This window comes from Nonomuraea sp. NPDC050540, from assembly GCF_044457485.1.
GTDB lineage: Bacteria > Actinomycetota > Actinomycetes > Streptosporangiales > Streptosporangiaceae > Nonomuraea.
In genome coordinates, this window is sequence record NZ_JBITHA010000004.1 from 403,997 (window position 1) to 422,161 (window position 18,165).

General features: G+C 69.5%; 19 protein-coding genes. 9 read left to right on the forward strand and 10 right to left on the reverse strand.

Features of this window, described 5'->3' with window-relative positions; all coding sequences use genetic code 11:
- Window positions 1-25: 25 nt before the first annotated feature.
- Together ACIBI5_RS16455 and ACIBI5_RS16460 are read right to left on the reverse strand one after the other, a co-directional pair.
- Entirely contained in the window at window positions 26-1,051 is a 1,026-nt protein-coding gene (locus ACIBI5_RS16455; protein ID WP_397247504.1) for an S-adenosylmethionine:tRNA ribosyltransferase-isomerase, read from the reverse strand.
- Complete coding sequence (locus ACIBI5_RS16460; protein WP_397247506.1) at window positions 1,048-1,704, reverse strand: SDR family NAD(P)-dependent oxidoreductase; 657 nt, start codon at window positions 1,702-1,704, stop codon at window positions 1,048-1,050. Before ACIBI5_RS16460 ends, ACIBI5_RS16455 begins: the two co-directional genes overlap by 4 nt.
- A 92-nt stretch (window positions 1,705-1,796) precedes the next feature.
- Here ACIBI5_RS16460 and ACIBI5_RS16465 point away from each other — a divergent pair, with 92 nt between their 5' ends.
- Window positions 1,797-2,912 (forward strand): GAF domain-containing protein, encoded by a 1,116-nt coding sequence (locus ACIBI5_RS16465; protein ID WP_397247508.1) that lies wholly within the window; start codon window positions 1,797-1,799, stop codon window positions 2,910-2,912.
- Window positions 2,909-3,538: a response regulator gene (locus ACIBI5_RS16470; protein WP_397247510.1), complete on the forward strand. Its 630-nt coding sequence runs from the start codon at window positions 2,909-2,911 to the stop codon at window positions 3,536-3,538. Before ACIBI5_RS16465 ends, ACIBI5_RS16470 begins: the two co-directional genes overlap by 4 nt.
- 238 nt (window positions 3,539-3,776) lie before the next feature.
- Here the strand turns inward: ACIBI5_RS16470 and ACIBI5_RS16475 are convergent, their stop codons facing one another.
- Entirely contained in the window at window positions 3,777-4,418 is a 642-nt protein-coding gene (locus ACIBI5_RS16475; protein WP_397247512.1) for a hypothetical protein, read from the reverse strand.
- Between the two features lie 229 nt (window positions 4,419-4,647).
- Here ACIBI5_RS16475 and ACIBI5_RS16480 point away from each other — a divergent pair, with 229 nt between their 5' ends.
- Window positions 4,648-6,975 carry a protein kinase gene (locus tag ACIBI5_RS16480; RefSeq protein ID WP_397247514.1) on the forward strand — a complete coding sequence of 776 codons (2,328 nt, stop codon included), beginning with the start codon at window positions 4,648-4,650 and terminating at the stop codon, window positions 6,973-6,975.
- Here the strand turns inward: ACIBI5_RS16480 and ACIBI5_RS16485 are convergent.
- Window positions 6,962-7,684 carry a hypothetical protein gene (locus tag ACIBI5_RS16485; RefSeq protein ID WP_397247516.1) on the reverse strand — a complete coding sequence of 241 codons (723 nt, stop codon included), beginning with the start codon at window positions 7,682-7,684 and terminating at the stop codon, window positions 6,962-6,964. The genes ACIBI5_RS16480 and ACIBI5_RS16485 overlap by 14 nt on opposite strands.
- Before the next feature lie 86 nt (window positions 7,685-7,770).
- On the opposite strand from ACIBI5_RS16485, the gene ACIBI5_RS16490 reads away from it, so the two are divergent.
- The 4 genes from ACIBI5_RS16490 (at window position 7,771) to ACIBI5_RS16505 (ending at window position 10,635) form a co-directional block, all read left to right on the forward strand.
- Window positions 7,771-8,559 (forward strand): ABC transporter ATP-binding protein, encoded by a 789-nt coding sequence (locus ACIBI5_RS16490; RefSeq protein ID WP_397247518.1) that lies wholly within the window; start codon window positions 7,771-7,773, stop codon window positions 8,557-8,559.
- Between the two features lie 88 nt (window positions 8,560-8,647).
- Window positions 8,648-9,562 carry an SPFH domain-containing protein gene (locus ACIBI5_RS16495; protein ID WP_397247520.1) on the forward strand — a complete coding sequence of 305 codons (915 nt, stop codon included), beginning with the start codon at window positions 8,648-8,650 and terminating at the stop codon, window positions 9,560-9,562.
- Window positions 9,563-9,618: 56 nt separating this feature from the next.
- Window positions 9,619-10,374, forward strand: coding sequence for a sulfite exporter TauE/SafE family protein (locus ACIBI5_RS16500; protein ID WP_397247522.1), 756 nt, complete (start codon window positions 9,619-9,621; stop codon window positions 10,372-10,374).
- A gap of 30 nt (window positions 10,375-10,404) precedes the next feature.
- Entirely contained in the window at window positions 10,405-10,635 is a 231-nt protein-coding gene (locus ACIBI5_RS16505; RefSeq protein WP_184958722.1) for a hypothetical protein, read from the forward strand.
- Here the strand turns inward: ACIBI5_RS16505 and ACIBI5_RS16510 are convergent.
- The 6 genes from ACIBI5_RS16510 to ACIBI5_RS16535 form a co-directional block, all read right to left on the reverse strand.
- Window positions 10,614-11,387, reverse strand: a complete 774-nt coding sequence (locus tag ACIBI5_RS16510; RefSeq protein ID WP_397247524.1) for a nucleoside-diphosphate sugar epimerase — start codon at window positions 11,385-11,387, stop codon at window positions 10,614-10,616. The genes ACIBI5_RS16505 and ACIBI5_RS16510 overlap by 22 nt on opposite strands.
- Before the next feature lie 33 nt (window positions 11,388-11,420).
- The gene (locus tag ACIBI5_RS16515; RefSeq protein WP_397247526.1) at window positions 11,421-12,296 is read right to left on the reverse strand and encodes a Rieske 2Fe-2S domain-containing protein; all 876 of its coding nucleotides are present in this window, start codon (window positions 12,294-12,296) and stop codon (window positions 11,421-11,423) included.
- A 63-nt stretch (window positions 12,297-12,359) separates the two neighbouring features.
- The gene (locus ACIBI5_RS16520) at window positions 12,360-12,971 is read right to left on the reverse strand and encodes an HD family hydrolase (protein ID WP_379611356.1); all 612 of its coding nucleotides are present in this window, start codon (window positions 12,969-12,971) and stop codon (window positions 12,360-12,362) included.
- A 1-nt stretch (window position 12,972) separates the two neighbouring features.
- A complete protein-coding gene (locus ACIBI5_RS16525; RefSeq protein ID WP_397247528.1) occupies window positions 12,973-15,159 on the reverse strand; it encodes a molybdopterin-dependent oxidoreductase in 2,187 nt (728 codons plus the stop codon).
- Between the two features lie 158 nt (window positions 15,160-15,317).
- On the reverse strand, window positions 15,318-15,968 hold the full coding sequence (locus tag ACIBI5_RS16530) for a hypothetical protein (protein WP_397247530.1): 651 nt from the start codon (window positions 15,966-15,968) through the stop codon (window positions 15,318-15,320).
- Window positions 15,969-16,336: 368 nt separating this feature from the next.
- Window positions 16,337-16,474 carry a hypothetical protein gene (locus tag ACIBI5_RS16535; protein WP_397247532.1) on the reverse strand — a complete coding sequence of 46 codons (138 nt, stop codon included), beginning with the start codon at window positions 16,472-16,474 and terminating at the stop codon, window positions 16,337-16,339.
- Between the two features lie 342 nt (window positions 16,475-16,816).
- On the opposite strand from ACIBI5_RS16535, the gene ACIBI5_RS16540 reads away from it, so the two are divergent.
- Both ACIBI5_RS16540 and ACIBI5_RS16545 read left to right on the forward strand, forming a co-directional pair.
- Complete coding sequence (locus ACIBI5_RS16540) at window positions 16,817-17,677, forward strand: helix-turn-helix domain-containing protein (RefSeq protein WP_397247534.1); 861 nt, start codon at window positions 16,817-16,819, stop codon at window positions 17,675-17,677.
- A 67-nt stretch (window positions 17,678-17,744) separates the two neighbouring features.
- Complete coding sequence (locus tag ACIBI5_RS16545) at window positions 17,745-17,960, forward strand: DUF397 domain-containing protein (protein WP_397247536.1); 216 nt, start codon at window positions 17,745-17,747, stop codon at window positions 17,958-17,960.
- Window positions 17,961-18,165: the final 205 nt, after the last annotated feature.

Genomic DNA, 18,165 nt, shown 5'->3' on the forward strand with positions numbered 1-18,165 from the left:
CGCAGGCAAAATCCATGTAAAGCAATTACTTCTGAATCAAGTGCACATCACCAAACTCATGCCACAAATACCCCTCGCGAAGCGCTTCCGTGTACGCCTCCGCCAGCCTCTCCCGGCCCGCGAACGCCGTCAGCATCAGCAGGTGGCTCGACCTCGGCTCGTGCAGCCCGGTGATCAGCCCGGTGACCGCACGCGGCGGCGTGTCGGGCGTGACCAGGTGCCTGGTCCATCCGTTCGACGCCCTGACCAGCCCGTCGGCGCCGGTCGCCGTCTCCAGCGCCCGTACGACGGTCGTGCCGACGGCGACCACGCGCCCGCCATCGCGGCGCGTGAGGTTGACCAGGCGCGCCGTGTGCTCGGGCACGTCGTAGCGCTCGGCGTAGGGCGGCTCGTCCTTCTCCGGGGAGGCGACGCCGGTGTGCAGGGTGATCGGCGTGACCCCCACGCCCCGTGACACGAGCGCCGTCACCAGCTCCGCCGTGAACGGCCGTCCCGCGCTCGGCATCTCCGCGCTGCCCGGCACGGTGCCGAACACCGTCTGGTAGTCGGCCAGCGGCCAGTCCCGGTCCACGTAGGAGTAGCGGATCGGCACGCCCTTCCTGGCCAGGTACTTCTCCACGTCCTGGTCGAGCCGCGCCCGCCACAGCCGCGGGGTCTCGCGTTCGATCAGCCTGAGCGTCGCGTTGCCCGGCAGCGGCAGCCACTCGCCCGGCTCGCCCCCGCCGTAGGGCTCGGACGCCTTCGCCGTACGGCGCCGCAGTTCCACCAGCCACGTCCCGTCCTCGCGGGCGGTGGAGAAGTGCACCGAGAGCCGGTCGAGCCGCACCGCCGCGGGAAGCGTGGCCGAGTTGTTGACCACCACGAGGTCGCCGGGATCCAGTTGACCGGGCAGGTCGCCGAACGGGTGATGGGTGTGCGTGCCGCCCCGGCTCACCAGCAGGCGTACCCCGTCGCGGGACAGACCACGGGCCTCGGGCGGCGCGTGGGCCTCCAGCGCGGCGGGAAGCCGGAAGTCGAGACCCGAGGGCCCGCCGTCCAGGATGGCGGTCATTGCAGGGTCACCCGCCCGCTGGCCGGGCGGCGCTTGATGAGGTCGTGCAGGGCGATCGCGACCCGCGCCGGGTCGGCGGCGCCCGCGGCCTCGTCGGCTCCCACGGCGTCGGCCAGCATCCGGGTGTTCATCTCGCCCGGATCGGCCCACCAGACGGCGACGTCGGGCTCTTCGGCGGCCAGGACGTTCGAGAGCTGCTCCAGGGCCGCCTTGGTGGCTCCGTAGCCGCCCCAGCCCTCGTAGGCGCCGGTGGCGGCGTCGGAGGTGATGTTCACGATCGCGCCCCCGGCGGCCCTGAGCGCCGGAATCGTCGCCTGGATGAGGGAGAGCGGGGCGATCACGTTGGTCTCCAGCAGGACGCGGAACGCCTCCAGCGGATAGCCCGCGATCTTCGGCAGCGGTGTGGCGCCGAGTCCGCTGGCGTTGTTGACCAGCAGGTCCAGCGAGGGGGCCGCCTTGGCCAGCCGTTCGCGGTGCTCGGCCTCGGCCACGTCGCCGGGGATCGCGGTGGCGCCGATCTCGGCGGCGACCTTCTCCAGATCGTCGGCGCCGCGCGCGGTGAGGACGAGGTTCCATCCCGCACCTGCCAGGGACCTCGCGAGGGCGAGGCCGAGACCGCGGGAGGCGCCGGTGATGAGTGCGGTGTTCGTCATGGTTAGACGCTAGAAAGGCGTGGCCCGCCGTACATCGGGCTGAAGTCCCGCCCGGGACTGGGCACATCGACCTAGGACCATAGAGTGGTCGGGTGACCCCCGATCGCGACGAGATATTGCAGGCCGTGAGCTCGGCCGTGCTGGCGGTCACCCGTCACCTGTCGGTGCGCGAGGTGCTGCAGGTCATCGTGCGCTCGGCGCAACGCCTGCTCGACGCCCGCTACGCCGCGCTCGGCGTGCCCGACGAGGACGGCTCGTTCGCCGAGTTCGTCGCCGAGGGCCTGACCGACAAGCAGTGGGACGCGATCGGCCCGCTGCCCCGCCAGCATGGCATGCTCGGCGCGATGCTCCAGGAGGGGACCCCCGCGAGGCTGCCCGACCTGCGCGAGGACCCCAGGTTCGAGTACTGGCCGAAGGCGCACCCGGTCATGAAGGACTTCCTCGGCGTCCCGATCCGCGACGGCGACGAGGTGCTCGGCATCATCTTCCTCGCCAACAAGCGCACCCCCGGCGGCTTCACCCAGGACGACCAGGACCTGCTCACGTTGTTCGCCGCGCACGCCGCGATCGCGCTCACCAACGCCAGGCTGTACGAGCAGGGCCGCGAGCTGGCCCTCGTCGAAGAGCGCAACCGCATGGCCCGCGAACTCCACGACGCGGTCACCCAGAAGCTGTTCTCGCTGCGGCTGACCGCCCAGGCCGCGGCCACGATGCTGCGCACCGACCCCGACCGGGCCGCCGCCGAGCTCGAACGCGTCCAGAAGCTGGCCGGTGAGGCCATGGCCGAGCTCCGGGCGGTCATCGTGGAGATGCGCCCGGCCGAGCTCGACCGCCACGGCCTGAGCGAGACGCTGCGCAAGCACGTACGCATGCTCGACCGGTTGCAGCCCGCGGCCATCACGTTCGACAGCGACGAACTCCCGCCGCTGGACCCGGCGGTCGAGGTGGTGGTGCTGCGCGTGGCCCAGGAGTCGCTGCACAACGCGCTGCGCCACTCTGGCGCCACCCAGGTGTGGGTGCGGCTGGCGTACGAGGATGGCAAGCTGGCCCTCTCGGTGGCCGACAACGGCACGGGTTTCGACCAGGCCGGCTCCAGAGGGCTCGGGCTGGCGTCCATGAAGGACCGGGCGGAGTCGGTCGGCGGCACGCTGACCGTCGGCTCGTCCCGGGACGAGGGGACCACGGTTCTGGTGGAGGTGGGGATTTGATCAAGGTGCTGATCGCCGACGACCATCCGGTGGTACGGCAGGGCCTGCGCACCTTCCTCGACCTCCAGGACGACATCACGGTCGTGGGCGAGGCCGGAGACGGGCAGGCGGCGGTCGAACTCGTCGGCGAGCTCAAGCCGGACGTGCTGCTGCTCGACCTCAAGATGCCGGTGCTCGGCGGGCTCGGCGCGCTCGAACGCCTGACCGGTTCCGCGACGCGGATCGTGGTGCTCACCTCGGTCAGCGACCGCTCCGACGTGGGCCCGGCCATGCGGGCGGGCGCGGCGGGCTTCCTGTACAAGGACGTGGACCCGTCGGCGCTGGTGCAGGCGGTCCGGGCGGTGCACGGCGGTCAGGTGCTGCTGGCCCCCGAGGCGGCCGAGGCCATGCTCGGCGCGGGCCCGTCCGCTCCCGAGGCGCACGTCCCGGGCCCGGTCCAGCTGACCGAACGCGAACGCGAGGTCCTCACCCTGATCGCCGCCGGACGTTCCAACCGGGAGATCGCGCGGGCGCTGACGGTGGCGGAGAAGACGGTCAAGACACACGTGTCGAACGTGCTCATGAAACTCGGCGTCCAGGACCGCACCCAGGCCGCACTCTACGCCGTCCGCCACGGCCTGGCCTGACCCGCCCGACCACCCGCCTGGCCGGACCTCCCCGGTGGGTCCGCGGGTTGTGCGCATCTCGTGGGAAGCAGGAGTTGGTCGCGCGCTGGGAAGGGAGCGCCGTGCCCGGTGACCGGGCGCCGTTGCGGCGCCCGGCCCTGTGCGGGGCTGATGGCGTCTTCCTGGAGGCCGTCGGCCATGGTCGGCGGGTGGCGGCTCGGTTGGCTTGCCGTAAAGGAAAGTGACGCCCTTAAGGTCTTTATGTGTCTTTCTTCTTGTTGGACTCTTCGTGCACCACCGGCGGGTTGTAGTCCTTGACCACCGGCGGAGGCGTCCAGCCGCGCGTGGGGCGCTTGGGCGGCCAGACGATCCTGGTCTTGGTGGTCTTGAGCCACTTCCAGCCCTTGATGCCGATGCGCTCAAGCTCTTCCTCGTCGATGTTCTCCGCGCCCAGCGGCACATCGAAGGCGATCACGCCGAGCTTGGCCACGGCGGTGCCCTTGGTGTTCTTCTTGAGCGTCACCTGGAAGTTGAGCCATTCGGAGTCGCCGACTTCGAGGGCGTAGCGGCCCCAGCACCAGAAGTACCGGCCTTCCCAGTTGCACTTGGTGCCCTTGGCGGCGCTCCACCGCAGCGTCGGGACGACGCCCTTGGGGACCTGGCCGCCGACCCAGAAGTAGTCGGCGTAGTGGGGGCCGAGGTTCTTGGCCTTGATCTTGTAGAGGATCTTTCCGCCGCGCTTGGTACGGGTGCTGTATTTGACGCTGACCTTGAAGTTCGAGTACGGCGCGCGGGCGGTTTGGGAAACAATGGTGGCTTTTGTGGTTGCCTGGGCGGGTATGGCGGTCAATCCGGTGACGGCCAGGCTCGCGCCTAAGAGCATGCTGAGAGACTTGCGCATATGCGGCTCCCCCTACGGTGCTGGAAATCCCAGATTCTTCAGCTGATTATTGCCGAGGGCAAATATCCCACAAAGAGTGATGATCTTTCGTGATCTGGCGGTGCTTGCGCGGGTTTGGGGTTGCTGGCCAGGCTTGTCTTGGGGGTTTCTGCGTAAGGGGGAGGGATACGTGCCGGATTTGCACCCCTTACAGCAGGGTGATCCTGTATCGCTGGGGAACTATCGGCTCTTGGGCCGGGTGGGTAAAGGCGCGCAAGGCGTCGTCTTCCAGGGCCAGGGCCCCGACGGGCAGATGGTCGCCATCAAACTGCTCAACACCCGGCTCGACCGTCCGGGCATCGACGGCGAGCGGTTCATGCGCGAGGTGGCCGCCGCCCGCCGCGTCGCGCAGTTCTGCACCGCGCAGGTCATCGGGGCGAACATGGACGGCGAATGGCCGTACATCGTCTCCGAGCTGGTCGACGGCGTCTCGCTGCAGCGGGTCGTCCAGACCGAGGGACCGCGCCAGGGCGGCGCGCTCTACCGGCTGGCCGTCGGCACCGTCACCGCGCTGGCCGCCATCCACCGGGCCGGCATCGTCCACCGCGACTTCAAGCCCAGCAACGTGCTCATCGGCAGCGACGGCCCCCGGGTGATCGACTTCGGCATCGCCAGGGCGCTGGACTCGGCGATCACGATCAGCAGCGGGGTCGTGGGCACACCCGCGTACATGTCGCCCGAGCAGATCTCCGGCGAGCGGGTGGGACCGGCCGGCGACATGTTCAGCTGGGCCCTGACGATGACCTTCGCGGCCACCGGGCGGCCCGCGTTCGGCCAGGACAGCCTGCCCGCCGTCATCTACCGGGTGATGAACGAGGAAGCCGACCTCTCCGCCCTTCCCGACAACCTCCGCACGATCGTGCGCGCCTGCCTCAGCAAGCGCGCCGACGAACGCCCGACGGCCGCCGACACCCTCTTCGCCCTCCTGGAGAACCAGGGCCCCATCCCGGAGCGCGACGCCGACGTGGCGATGACCACGGGCTCCCAGGTCGCCGCCGACCCGCCGTCCATCCCGCCCGCCCACCCGGCGCAGGGCCCGGCCCAGGGTCCCGCGGGGTTCCCGCCGCCCGTGGCGCCGACCGGATGGGCCAACCCCTCCGGCGTGTACGGCCGGCCGTACGCACAGCCGGCCACGCAGCCGGCCCCGCACCCCCAGGCCGCGCAGCCGGCTCCGCACTCCCAGGCCGCGCAGCCGGCTCCGCACCCCCAGGCCGCGCAGCACCAGAGCCCGGACCCCCAGGCCGCGCAGCACCCGAACCCGCACGCTCACCTGAGCCCGCCGCCGCCTCCGGGCGACAACGACGCTTTCTTCAAGGGCGTCCCCCAGAACCCGGGCCCGAACCAGCGCAGACGCGCCGGCCTGGTCACCGCCGCCCTGGTGGTCGCACTGGCCTTGAGCGCGACGTTGCTGGTCGTGGTGCCGAGGCTGTTCACCTCTGGCGAGGGCGAGCCGGACAAGCAGAGCGTCGCGGGCGTCACCACCTCGATCACCCCGACGCCCACCCCAACGCCGACCCCGACCCCGACCCCGACGCCCACGCCGCCGCCCCAGGTGGTCATCCAGCCCCCCGCCCTGGGCAAACAGGACGGCAAGCCGCTCAAGGGCCACTCCAAAGCCGTCCAGACCGTCTCCGCGATCACCATCTCCGGCAAGCTGATGCTCGTCTCCGGCGGCCAGGACGGCCAGGTGCGGATCTGGAACGCCAAGGACCACAAGTACGTGGCCAGGCTGAAGGGCCACAGCCAGGAGGTGTACGCCGTCGCCTGCCTGACCATGGGCAAGACGCCGATGGCCGTCTCCGGCGGGTACGACGGCACGGTCCGCCTCTGGAACCTCAAGACCCGCAAGGGCAAGGTCCTCGGCTACCACGGCGACTCCGTCTACGCGGTCGCGGTCGGCAAGGCGGGCGGCAAGTGGGTCGCGGTGAGCGGCGACGCGAACGGCATGCTGAAGTTCTGGGACCTGGGCAAGAGGAAGCAGGCGGGCAAGACCGTCCGCGCCCACTCCCGATCGGTCAACTGGCTGGGGGTGGGCCGCGTCGGCGCACGCGTGGTCGCCGTCTCGGCCGGCGAGGACAGGACGCTGCGGCTGTGGGATCTGGCCAAGCGCAAGAAGTACGGCAAGCCGTACAAGGGGCACACCAAGGGCGTCTACTCGATCGCGATGGGCGCGCTGGACGGCCGCCCGGTGGTGGCCTCCGGCGGCAAGGACAACAAGATCCGCCTCTGGGACCCGAAGACCGGCAAGTCCATCGGCAAGCCGATGACCGGGCACAAGAAGATCGTCTACTCGTTGTCGTTCGGCGTGGTCGGCGAGCGGGTGGTGCTGGTCTCGGGTAGTACCGACGGCACGATGCGGCTGTGGGATCCCAAGACCAGGAAACCGCTCGGCAAGCCGGTGAAAGCCCACAAGAAGGGCGTCCTGCTGGTCGCCGTGGTGACGATGTCGGGCAGGCCGGCCATCGTCACCGCCGGCAAGGACAAGCGGATCCGGTTCTGGAAGCTCACGGGTTCCTGATCGGCTCGAAGATCGCGTGGTGGGCGGCCACGGTGGCCCGCCGTACCGCGTGATCAAGCTGGCGCAGGGCCGCGGACCTGGTCGCCATCTGCGCGGAGGTCAGCCCGAGGCCCTCGTCGGCCAGCCGGAGCATCACCGCCAGTCGCGCGGCCAGCGCGGACACGCGGTGGGCGCGGCCCGGGTAGCCGGGCGCGAGCTCGCCGCCCGCGCGCTCCAACTGGCCGGGATGGGCCTGGCCCGGCCCTTCGACCGAGGTGAGCGCCTCGGTGGCGGCCTGGATGGCCTCGGCCAGATCGCGCTCGGCCTCGGCCACGGAGGGCAGGTCGGCGCGGACCGGTCCGGCCGGGTGCACCGTGAACGCGGTGCCCTGGTAGGAGGAGCCGCGCAGGTCGGGTTCCGGCACCAGGCCGATGTTCCGCTCGGCGAGTACGGCTATCGCCGCCTGCCCGGCGTCCACCGCGGCGGCGTTGAAGTCGGGCGGCCCCGACAGCCCCAGCGGGTCGCCGGGGGCCGGGAGGGCCAGCCGTACCTCATGGAGACCTTGCGAGCGCAGGTCGGCGAGGTGCACACGGAGGGGGACGGTGGCGATCAACGTGGGTCCTGCGACGGACTCCACCTGGTCGGCGGCCTCGTCGAGGCCCACGTGACCGGCCAGCCAGGCGTTGCCCCAGGCCACGAGTGCGGGGGAGACAGGTGATTCAGCGCGCACTGATCCACGATATGTGCTCGCCCTGCAATAGGTTTGTCCCGTGCGTTCCGGCAACCGGGACAATCGGGCGCGAGGAGGTATCGGGGATGGGCGGTCAGGTGCTGCGGCTACAGGATGTCGCCGTCAGACGCGACGGCGCGGCTCTCCTGCGTGGCATCGACTGGACGGTCAACGAGGACGAGCGCTGGGTGGTCATCGGGCCGAACGGCGCGGGCAAGACCACGCTGCTGCAGGTGGCGGCGACGCTGCTGTATCCGAGTGAAGGTCTGGTCGAGATTCTGGGCGAGCGGCTGGGGCAGGCCGACGTCTTCGACCTGCGTCCGCGGATCGGGCTGGCCAGCGCGGCGCTGGCCGAGCGCATCCCGGCCGAGGAGAAGGTCATCGACCTGGTGCTGACGGCGTCGTACGCGATCCTGGGCCGCTGGACGGAGGAGTACGACTCCAACGACGTCACCCGCGCGGTCGAGCTGATCGACATGATGGGCGCCGCCCATCTGATCAGGCGCAGGTTCGGCACGCTGTCGGAAGGCGAGCGCAAGCGGGTGCAGATCGCCCGCGCGCTGATGCCGGACCCCGAGATGCTGCTGCTGGACGAGCCGGCCGCCGGGCTCGACCTGGGCGGGCGCGAGGACCTGGTGCGCCGGTTGTCGCTGCTGGCCGGGGACCAGCGCTCGCCGACTCTGGTGCTGGTCACGCACCACGTCGAGGAGGTGCCGAGCGGGTTCACGCACGGGCTGCTGCTGAAGCACGGCTCGGTGGTGGCGCAGGGGCCGCTCGACGTGGTCATGACGGCCGACAACCTCTCCCGCACCTTCGGCGTTCCGCTGTCGCTGGACCGCAGCGCCGAGGGCCGCTGGTACGCGAGAGCGCACTAGATCGTATTTGTGCGGTTACCGACCGCCTCTGTACAAAACCAAATAGGATCTCCGTGGTCGGGACCCCCACGACTTTCCGGAGCGTGCCATGGCCACGGAGCTCATCGTCATCCTCGTCGTGGTCGTGCTGGTGGGCTTGGCCCTGTACCGGACGGTCCGGATCATCGGGCAGGCGACCGCGGCGATCGTCGAACGGCTCGGCCGCTACCACCGCACGCTCGGCCCGGGACTCAACCTCGTGATGCCGTTCATCGACCGGATCAGGGACGAGATCGACCTGCGTGAGCAGGTGGTCTCCTTCCCGCCCCAGCCGGTGATCACCTCCGACAACCTGGTCGTCTCCATCGACACCGTCATCTACTTCCAGGTCACCAACCCCAAGGCGGCCACCTACGAGATCGCCAACTTCATCGTCGCCGTCGAGCAGCTGACCGTCACCACGCTCAGGAACGTGGTCGGCGGCATGGATCTCGAAAGCACGCTGACCTCCCGCGAGGAGATCAACACCGAGCTGCGCGGCGTGCTCGACGAGGCGACCGGCAAGTGGGGCATCCGGGTCAACCGGGTCGAGCTCAAGGCGATCGACCCTCCCTCCTCCATCCAGGATTCGATGGAGAAGCAGATGCGCGCCGACCGCGACAAGCGCGCCGCCGTACTGACCGCCGAGGGCCAGCGGCAGGCGGCGATCCTGACCGCCGAGGGCGAGAAGCAGGCGGCGGTGCTGCGGGCGCGCGGCGAGGCGGAGGCGGCCGTGCTGCGCGCGCAGGCCGACGCCGAGGCGCAGGCGATGCGGGCCAAGGGCCAGGCCGACGCGATCGGCATGGTGTTCAAGGCCATCCACGAGGGCAATCCCGACCAGCGGCTGCTGGCCTACCAGTATCTGCAGATGCTGCCCGAGATCGCCAAGGGCGACGCCAACAAGTTGTGGATCGTGCCGTCGGAGATGGGCAAGGTGCTTGAGGGTCTCGGCGGCCTGTTCGGCCCGCCGAAGGACCCGGCGTAAAGAGATATCTCCCAGGTCTCTAAGCTCGGGAAACGAGTTCTGAGCGAGGAGGGGCAGTGACGCCGTGGGAGGTGGCCGCGGTGTGCGCGGCCGGGGTCGGGGCCGGAGCCATCAACGCGGTGGTGGGGTCGGGGTCGCTGATCACCTTCCCCGCGCTGGTGGCGGTAGGCGTGGACCCGGTCGTGGCCAACGTCTCCAACAGCATCGGCCTGGTGCCGGGCTCGTTCACCGGTGCCTACGGCTACCGCGCCGAGCTGTCCGGGCAGCGTGAGCGGCTGGTCAAGCTGGGTGTGGCCTCGCTGATCGGCTCGCTCGCCGGCGGCCTGCTGCTGCTCTGGCTGGACCCGGACGTCTTCCAGATCGTGGTGCCGATCCTGATCGGGCTGGCCTGCGTGCTCGTCGTCATCCAGCCCAAGCTGAACGGCTGGCTGTCGGCCCGGCGTGAGCACGCGCACCCCGACGGCGGTGTCGTCCTCTGGCTGGGCGTGCTGGGCGCGGGCGTCTACGGCGGCTACTTCGGCGCCGCCCAGGGTGTGCTGCTCATCGGCCTGCTCGGCAGCTTCCTCACCGACGGCCTGCAGCGGGTCAACGCCGCCAAGAACGTCCTGTCCCTGATCGTGAACGGCGCGGCCGCCGTGCTGTTCATCCTGGTGGCGGAGGTCGACTGGTGGGCCGTGGCCGGGATCGCCGTGGGCGCCACGATCGGCGGCTACGTCGGCGCCAAGGTCGGCAGGAAGATCCCCGCACCGGTGCTGCGCGGGGTCATCGTCTGCGTCGGAATCGCGGCGATTATCAAACTAGTGTACGGATAAAAATAGGTCTTTCTGGGTATAAATCTAGACATGAAGGGTGACTGGGTAGAGATCGTCATCGACGCCGGGGGAACCCCGCGAACCTACGAAGTCAAGGCCACCCGCGCCGGCCGCAGGGTCGAGGTGGCCACCCGCCGAGGTCTGGTCGAAGTCAGCGAGGTGACCAGGAGCGGCAGTGCCGTACGCACCGCCCGGTTCATGTCCAGCCGCATCCTCGCCCTGGTCGAGCACCCCGCCGATCAGCGGAAGGCGTCCGCGTGATCGCGCGCCCACTCCCGGAACGTCCGCGGCTCCCGGCCGGTCAGCACCCGCACGGTGTTGGTGACCGGCTCCGGTGAGTCCGCGAACTCGCCCCAGGCCTTGAGCTCCGCGTCCACGTACGCCTCGTCCCCCCAGGTCCTCAGCAGTTCCGGCCGCGCCACCTCGGGCGCCAGATCCTCCCACCGCACCTCCCGGCCCACCGCCTCGCCGAGGATGCGCACCTGCTCGACCTGGGTGAGCGCCTCGGGCCCGCTGAGCGCGTAACGCACGCCGCCGTGCCCGGCCGAGGCCAGCACGTGCGTGGCGACCGCCGCCACGTCCTTCTCGTGGATCAAGGACCTCCTGGCCATCCCGTACGGCCGGCGTACCACCCCGTTCCGCACCTGGTCGGCCATGGCCAGGGTGCCGGACGCCAGGCCGCCGAGCCGCAGGAACGTCCAGGAGGGCCCGGCATGCTCGATCAGCCGCTCGATGTCGGTGTAGAAGCCGTGCGTGTAGGCCGACACAAGGACCACGCGCCGCGCGTACCCGGCGATCAGCTCGATCACCGGCGCCGCGCCCTTCGCGTTCAGGGCCGGCCACACGAGGAACACCGTCTCCACCCCGTCGAGGCGGGGTTCGAGGCGTACCGGATCGAGCAGGTCGGCGTCTTCCCCTGACAGCCTCCGCACGGGCACTCCCGCCGCGCTCAGCGAGGCGAAGACGTGCCGGCCGATGTCGCCGGAGGCCCCGGTCACCAGAATCTCGCACATGGATCGACCGTAGAACCTCAAGTAAGGTTAACGTCAACCTCCCGGGCGTACCTGGATGGTCCCGTCACGCCTGATCCGGGTCTCGAACGTGGGCGCGGGGGCCGTCGCCGGGCCGTGCTTGACGGTGCCGTCGTCGAGGCGGAACGTGCTGCCGTGCCAGGGGCAGACCACGCAGGCCTCGCCGTCCTCCACGATCAGGCGGCCCTGGTGCAGCGGTCCGGCCAGGTGCGGGCAGCGGTCGGCCAGCACGGTCACCGACTCGCCGGTGCGCAGCACGAACAACTGGATGTAGCCGAGGCGGCGCGCGACCGGCCGCCCGCTCGGCAGGTCCTTGAGCAGGCAGAGGTCGTGCCAGCCGAGCGGCACCAGGTGGGAGACCTGCGGCGCGTGGTTGGCGCCCGCCGCCTGCCGGTAGGCCAGATGGCCGCCGAGGTAGCCGCCCACGCCCGCCGCGCCCAGCCCGAGGAACGACAGGACCCGCCCGCCGCGATCGTGGCCGCGCATCCGGGCCAGCAGCGAGGCGGAGAACAACCCGAGCGCGCCGACGTTGGCCAGCAGGTGCACGAACCCGACCCGCTGCTGCTCCCGGTGCAGCGAGGACCAGTCGGTGAGCCCCGCGGCGGCGGTCGGCACCGCGCCCGCGATCCCGGCCGCCAGCAGCAGCCGGACCGCCCGCCGGTCGGCGCCGGCCACGTCCAGGACGCTCGCCGACAGCCAGCAGCCGAGTGTCACGGTGGCCAGCGGAGGGTGCAACGGCTTGCCCGTGGGCACGCCGTGAAGCAAATCGCGCAGCCGCCCCGGGCGGACCTTCTCGCGTACGGTCTTGGCCAGCACCCGGATCGGCTCGTCCAGGGCTCTGGTTTTCTCCAGCCGGTCGGCCAGGTCGACCGGCCCCACGAAACGCCGCAAGTGCCGACGTCTCGCGCGTACTGTCTCTTTCACGACAAGTGCCCTACCCCGGGCATGGGCCGGTCACTCAGACAGGTGCCCTCTGGCGACCGAGAGCTCCACCAACTCCAGCGCGTACACGCCCAGCGAGGCCGAGCCCTCCTCGATGATGCGCACCTTCTCCCGCACCTGCGACGCTTTCACCTTGAACAGCGGCCACGTGCCGCCCTCGGTGTGGTGATTGGCCAGGATCGGCGCGAACCGGTCGAGCGCCTTGGCGAAGCGCGACTCCACCGTCTGCCTGGCCTCGAACTCCTCCCACAGCGCCCGCATCTCCGCGCCCTGTTCACCCGGCAGCATGGAGAAGATCCGGTCGGCGGCGGCCCGCTCGGCGCCGGCCTGCGCCGCCACCGCCTCGGCGTCGTAGATGAAGGTGTCACCCGCGTCGATCTCGACCAGGTCATGGACGAGCAGCATCGCGACCACGCGCTGGATGTCGGTGCCCGCCGGGGCGTGCTCTCCCAAGATCATGGCCAGGAGTCCGACATACCAGGAGTGCTCTGCGTCGTTCTCCCTCCGCGAACCATCCATGAGATGGTTGCGGCGGATCACCCGCTTCAACTTGTCGATCTCGACGGCGAAGGCGATCTGGGCGTTCAGGCGGTCCTCTTCTGGCGCGATAGTCACGCGCGACACCCTAATGTGCGGTGATCACACCGGTTGGCAAAATCGTGACCGGAACCCCGTTGAACACTGCGTTTCCGGACGGCAAATCCACGGTGGACTCGTCGGTGAGCGTGTTCGCGCTCACTCCCGGGTGCTCGGCCGCCACGCTCTGTGCACTGCCCGCGTGCCCCCAGCCGTGCGGCAGGCTCACGACACCCGGCATGATCGTGTCGGTCGGCTCCAGCGGCACGGTCAGCTCACCGGTCGACGATCTGACCGTGGCGTGGCCGTCCAGGCCCAGCCGGGCCACGTCCGCCGGGTTGATCTGGAGCGTGCACTGGTTGCTCCCGCCGACCAGCGGCGCGACGTTGTGCATCCAGCTGTTGTTCGAGCGCAGGTGCCGGCGCCCGATCAGCAGGAAGCCCGGCGCCTCGTCACCCAGGCCGTCGCGCAGCCGTTCCACGTCGTCGATGAGCTGTGGCGGCGCCAGCTCGACCCGCCCCGACGCGGTCGTCAGCAACTCGGGCAGGCGGGGCTCCAGCGGGCCGAGGTCCAGGCCGTGCGGGTTGTCGAGCAGCTTGCGCAGCGACAGCTCACCGCGCCCCGACCACTCGCCGTAGGGGCCGAGCCGCAGCATCATGTCCAGCCGCCGCTCGGCGCCGGACTCGCCGTCGAGCAGCGCCGCCAGCTCGCCGGCGTCCCTGCCCTCCACACCGGACCCCGGCGTGGAGACCGCCTTCTCCAACGTCTGCCCGATGATGAACGCGTCCAGATCCCCGTCCAGCCCCGAGGCGATCACCGCCAGCCTGGCCAGGATCATGCCCTCGGATGGCCGGTCGGCCAGCGGCAGCAGCGGCCGCGAGTAACGCGTGTAGTTGCGCACCGCGAAGCCGAGCAGCGCGAAGTCGTAGTGTCCCGCCTGCAGCACCCTCGGCGGCGGCAGGATGACGTGCGCGTGCCTGGTCGTCTCGTTCAGATACGGGTCGACGCTCACCATGAACGCGAGATCGCCCAGCGCCCCGTCCAGCCGCCCGCCGTTCGGCGCGGACAGCACCGGGTTGCCGGCCACCGTCACCATGCAGCGGATCTGGCCCTGCCCCGGCGTCTCGATCTCGTCCGCGAGCGTCGCGACGGGCAACTCGCCGTTCGCCTCCGGCAGGTCTCTGACGCGACTGCGCCACCTTCCCGTCTGGTACGGCTTGCGCCGCCGTCCGCCCTCCGTGGCCGGCATCGGGAACATGACGCCGCCCGGCCGGTCGAGGTTGCCGGTCAGCACGTTGACCACGTCCACCAGCCATTGGGCCAGCGTGCCGAACTCGGCCGTGCAGGTGCCGATGCGCGCGTAGACGGCGGCTGTGGGGGCTCCGGCCAGCTCGCGGGCCAGCCGTACGATCACCTCCGCGGGAACGCCCGTGCGGCGGGCCACGACGTCGGGGGCGAAGTGCTTGGCCGCCCGCGTGAGCTCGTCCAGCCCGTTGATCTCCTGCCGCACGTCGGTCAGGCCCTCGGCCAGCAGCGTGTGGACGATGCCGAACAGCAGGTAGGCGTCGGTGCCGGGGCGGATGAACACGTGCTCGTCGGCCAGCGCCGCCGTCCTGGTGCGGCGCGGGTCGACGACGACCAGGCGGCCGCCGCGCCCGCGCAGCGCCTTGAGGCGGCCGGGGAAGTCCGGGGCGGTGCAGAGGGAGCCGTTGGAGTCCAGGGGGTTGGCGCCGAGCATGAGCAGGTAGTCGGTGCGGTCGAGGTCGGGCACCGGGATGCTGAGCGGGTGGCCGAACATCAGCCCGCTGGCCACGTGCTTGGGCATCTGGTCGGCGGTGCTGGCGGAGAAGACGTTGCGGGTGCCGAGCGCCCGGATCATCGGCGCGGCGTAGAGGGCTCCCGCCATCGTGTGGGCGTTGGGGTTGCCCAGGTAGACGCCGAACGCCTCGCGCCCGTGTGTCTCGGTGACCCTGGAGAAACCCTCCTGGACCACCGCGAACGCCTCGTCCCAGCCGACCTCCCGCCACAGCTCGCCCTCCCGGACCAGCGGACGGGTCAGCCGGTCCGGGTCCTCGTCCAGCTTGCCCAGGCTCGCCCCCTTGGGGCAGATGAAGCCCTTGCTGAACGGGTCCTCCTTGTCACCGCGCACGCTCGTCACGTGCCCGCCGTCGTCGAGGGTCAGGGTCAGGCCGCAGACGGCTTCGCAGAGCGGGCAGGTACGATGCACGGTCGTCATGAGAACTCCTGAGTTCGCTATCCAGACTCATCTTGACCTTTTGCCGTCCCGTCGTGAAGACCCCAACTCGTGACAGCGAAAGCCCCACAAAACCCTGGGTGGGCTTTGTGGGGCGGAAGCCCCGGAGCCCCCGCGGTCTCCGGGGCTTGCTTGGTGTTTCAGCCCACGAGGGGCAGGAGGAGCGTCTTGGGAAGATCAGGCGGCTCCTCGACGTCGGGCCTGAGACTGACCCAGGCCCTTCGGCCGTAGAAACGGTCCAGTCCAGGGGAGGCGGCGCCCTCGACCCCGTCCCTGCGTACGGTCTCCACGATGAGCAGGCTGGCCCACTTGCGGTGCCGGAAGACCCGCGAACTGCGTGCCCAGCAGGCCGCCGCGATCTCCTCGGCGTAGGCCTCGAACTCCTCGGCGGAGATACCGGCCCTGGTCATGATGAGCGCCTTCTCGCCGGTGACGGTCGGCGTGATCCACAGGACCAGGGGGATGCGGCCCGACCTGGTGTGCATGGTGGTCTCCAGGCAGGTCCGCTGCAGGCGATGCCGGGTGACCAGGCACCAGAAGTGGCCGACGAACCAGCCGCGCCCGTAACGGGTGGCGGCCGGGACGGAGACCGCGCTGCTCAGCATGATGAAGGGGAGCCAGGTGCCGTCCTGGGCGGCGGCGACCACCGCCAGGACGAACAGGGCGAGCGCGGCGATCAGCAGCAGCTCGGTGCGGATGCGCCACAGGGCGGTGAGGATGCCGGGGCGACCGGCCGGGGGAAGGTCCTCGTATCCCGGGTAGATCTGGTTCCTGGGGTTCCTGGGGGACATCTAGGACACCTCCTCGGGAACTTTGGCCGTGACCTTCAGCTGGTCGAAGCGTGGGTCGCGGTAGCAACGTGCTCCGAATCCGGTCCTTGCCACGGTCCAGCCTCGCCGGTGGGCGAATTCGTCTGGCTCCATACAGATTTCCCGGTCGGCCCACGCGATGAGTTCCTGGATCCGGGACTTGATTCGGCTCAGGCCCTTGGTACCTTGTGAGTACATAGAAGACCCCTTTCGCGGCATTACTCGAGGTGGCTTCTTTCGCCGGGCCGAGTGCTGCAGCCGGGTCGTCGCAGGGTGGCAGCCCTTGAGCGGCGGGTTGGCGGTCAGCTTCGGTCCGGCATTTCTGTGCTCGAACGAGCTACGACGCGGCGCTACTTGCGTTCGGTGTCCTTCCGGCAAACGGCCTCCCTGGTGTTGTTGCACGTATCCGGGACGGCGACGTTGCCGGTGGCGCGGCCATGGCCGCAGGCGTTCAGCGGGAGATGCGGGGCGCGCGGCCGGATGTCCATGTCGGCCTCCCTTTTCCCTCGTCATCTCCTCCTGGCCTGATCGTCCTCCCGGGCCGTGCTTGCTGCAATACTCTAAGCAAGAGAAGATTTACATTTCTTCGCATCTTGCTACCCGGCTTGCGGTGCAACTTGCATCAGAACTGTCGTGGGCTTGCCAGGTGCGCTTCGGGTAGCACCAGCGAAGGTTCTTGCCTCCACCGTCCTCCCGTGGAACTCTTTGAGCAAGCCCAAGTGGCACTACACGTGCAAGTTGCAGTGTAAGATTGGGTGAACGGCCCAGAAACCCGGGCTCCAAACGGTCCTTTACCGCTACACCTTCATTCCCGATGAGGAGAGTGGACGGTGCCATCAGAGCAGGGCAGCCCGACTGTCCGCAGGCTCAGGCTAGGCCAGGAGCTGCGCCTACTTCGTGAGCGCCGAAAGCTGACCGGGGCCAAGACCGCCGAGCGCCTCGGCTGGTCGCCCAGCAAGGTATCGAGGATCGAGTCCTCCAAGACCATGCCGAGCACCGAGGACATCGAGGCGATGGCCCGGTTGTTCAAGGTCGACGATGAGAAACTCGACGAACTGCTGGGGCTCCTAAGGGATGCCGACCAGCGCGGCTGGTGGGAGGATTACGAGGACGCCCTGCCCTCGGAATACACGACATTCCTGGGGCTGGAAGCAGAGGCCACCGCTCATCGCGGCTGGGAACCCCAGCTGGTGCCGGGCCTGCTGCAGACCGAGGACTACGCCAGGGAGGTCATCCTGGCGACCCGGGGCATCGCGCGGATCACGCACAGCGGTGTCCGCAGCCGCGTCGAGGCCCGCCTCGACCGGCAGCAGCGTGTCCTGCACAGATCCGATCCGGCCGAGGTCTCCGTCGTGCTGGACGAATCCGTGCTCACGCGGCGTTTCGGTGAGCCCTCGGTGATGCGTGAGCAGCTCGGACACCTCTTGGAGATGTCCCTGCTTCCTCACGTGAATGTTCAGGTTCTGCCCTTGGACGGCGAGCACCCGGTCAACACCGGCGCCTTCGTCCATCTGAAGTTCGTGGACCTCGACGATGCTGTTTACTTGGAGCTGCTCTACGGGGCTCGCTTCGTGGAAGCGCTGGAGCTCGTGGCTGACTACGAGCAGGCATTTGAGCATCTTCGAGCCACGGCCCTGTCCGAGGACGAATCTCGGGTACTGGTCCAACGCAAGATCATGCAGTGGCGGTAGGGCCACTAGGAAGCGCAATCAACACCAAAGGGGCTGTTGAAGCGCTATTCAGGATAAGGAACAACCAATGGACGTCACGCCCGCCTGGCGGAAGAGCCGTTTCTGCAACGGCAATTCCGCGTGTGTTGAATTCGCTCGCCTGGCCGACGGAAACGTCGCGCTGAGGGACAGCAAGGAGCAGGACGGACCGGTCCTGGTCTTCACTCCTGAGGAGTGGGACGCCTTCACCCTCGGTGTCCGTGCCGGCGAATTCGACCTCGACACGCTCGCCGTAGGCGCATAGATCAGAGCGGCCCGTGCACGTTGCTGACCACAACTTACAGGACCGCTCCGATAAGGGCTCTGACCAGCCCATTCGTTGTCTCCGACCAGCCCTGCACGAAGACGAAGATAATCATGGCACAACCAAGGTCATCTCTGGCAATGGGTGCTGGTGATCTGTTGCCAAGCTTCCACCCGGATGGCCACGCGAACCCCTGACCGCCGCC

Bases quoted from the DNA above. Each gene is read 5' to 3' on its own strand.
- ACIBI5_RS16495 (WP_397247520.1), top strand. From the start codon at position 8,648: ATGGCCACGGAGCTCATCGTCATCCTCGTCGTGGTCGTGCTGGTGGGC.
- ACIBI5_RS16525 (WP_397247528.1), bottom strand. From the start codon at position 15,159: ATGACGACCGTGCATCGTACCTGCCCGCTCTGCGAAGCCGTCTGCGGC.
- ACIBI5_RS16530 (WP_397247530.1), bottom strand. From the start codon at position 15,968: ATGTCCCCCAGGAACCCCAGGAACCAGATCTACCCGGGATACGAGGAC.
- ACIBI5_RS16545 (WP_397247536.1), top strand. From the start codon at position 17,745: ATGGACGTCACGCCCGCCTGGCGGAAGAGCCGTTTCTGCAACGGCAAT.
- ACIBI5_RS16490 (WP_397247518.1), top strand. From the start codon at position 7,771: ATGGGCGGTCAGGTGCTGCGGCTACAGGATGTCGCCGTCAGACGCGAC.
- ACIBI5_RS16455 (WP_397247504.1), bottom strand. From the start codon at position 1,051: ATGACCGCCATCCTGGACGGCGGGCCCTCGGGTCTCGACTTCCGGCTT.
- ACIBI5_RS16505 (WP_184958722.1), top strand. From the start codon at position 10,405: ATGAAGGGTGACTGGGTAGAGATCGTCATCGACGCCGGGGGAACCCCG.
- ACIBI5_RS16475 (WP_397247512.1), bottom strand. From the start codon at position 4,418: ATGCGCAAGTCTCTCAGCATGCTCTTAGGCGCGAGCCTGGCCGTCACC.
- ACIBI5_RS16535 (WP_397247532.1), bottom strand. From the start codon at position 16,474: ATGGACATCCGGCCGCGCGCCCCGCATCTCCCGCTGAACGCCTGCGGC.
- ACIBI5_RS16510 (WP_397247524.1), bottom strand. From the start codon at position 11,387: ATGTGCGAGATTCTGGTGACCGGGGCCTCCGGCGACATCGGCCGGCAC.
- ACIBI5_RS16460 (WP_397247506.1), bottom strand. From the start codon at position 1,704: ATGACGAACACCGCACTCATCACCGGCGCCTCCCGCGGTCTCGGCCTC.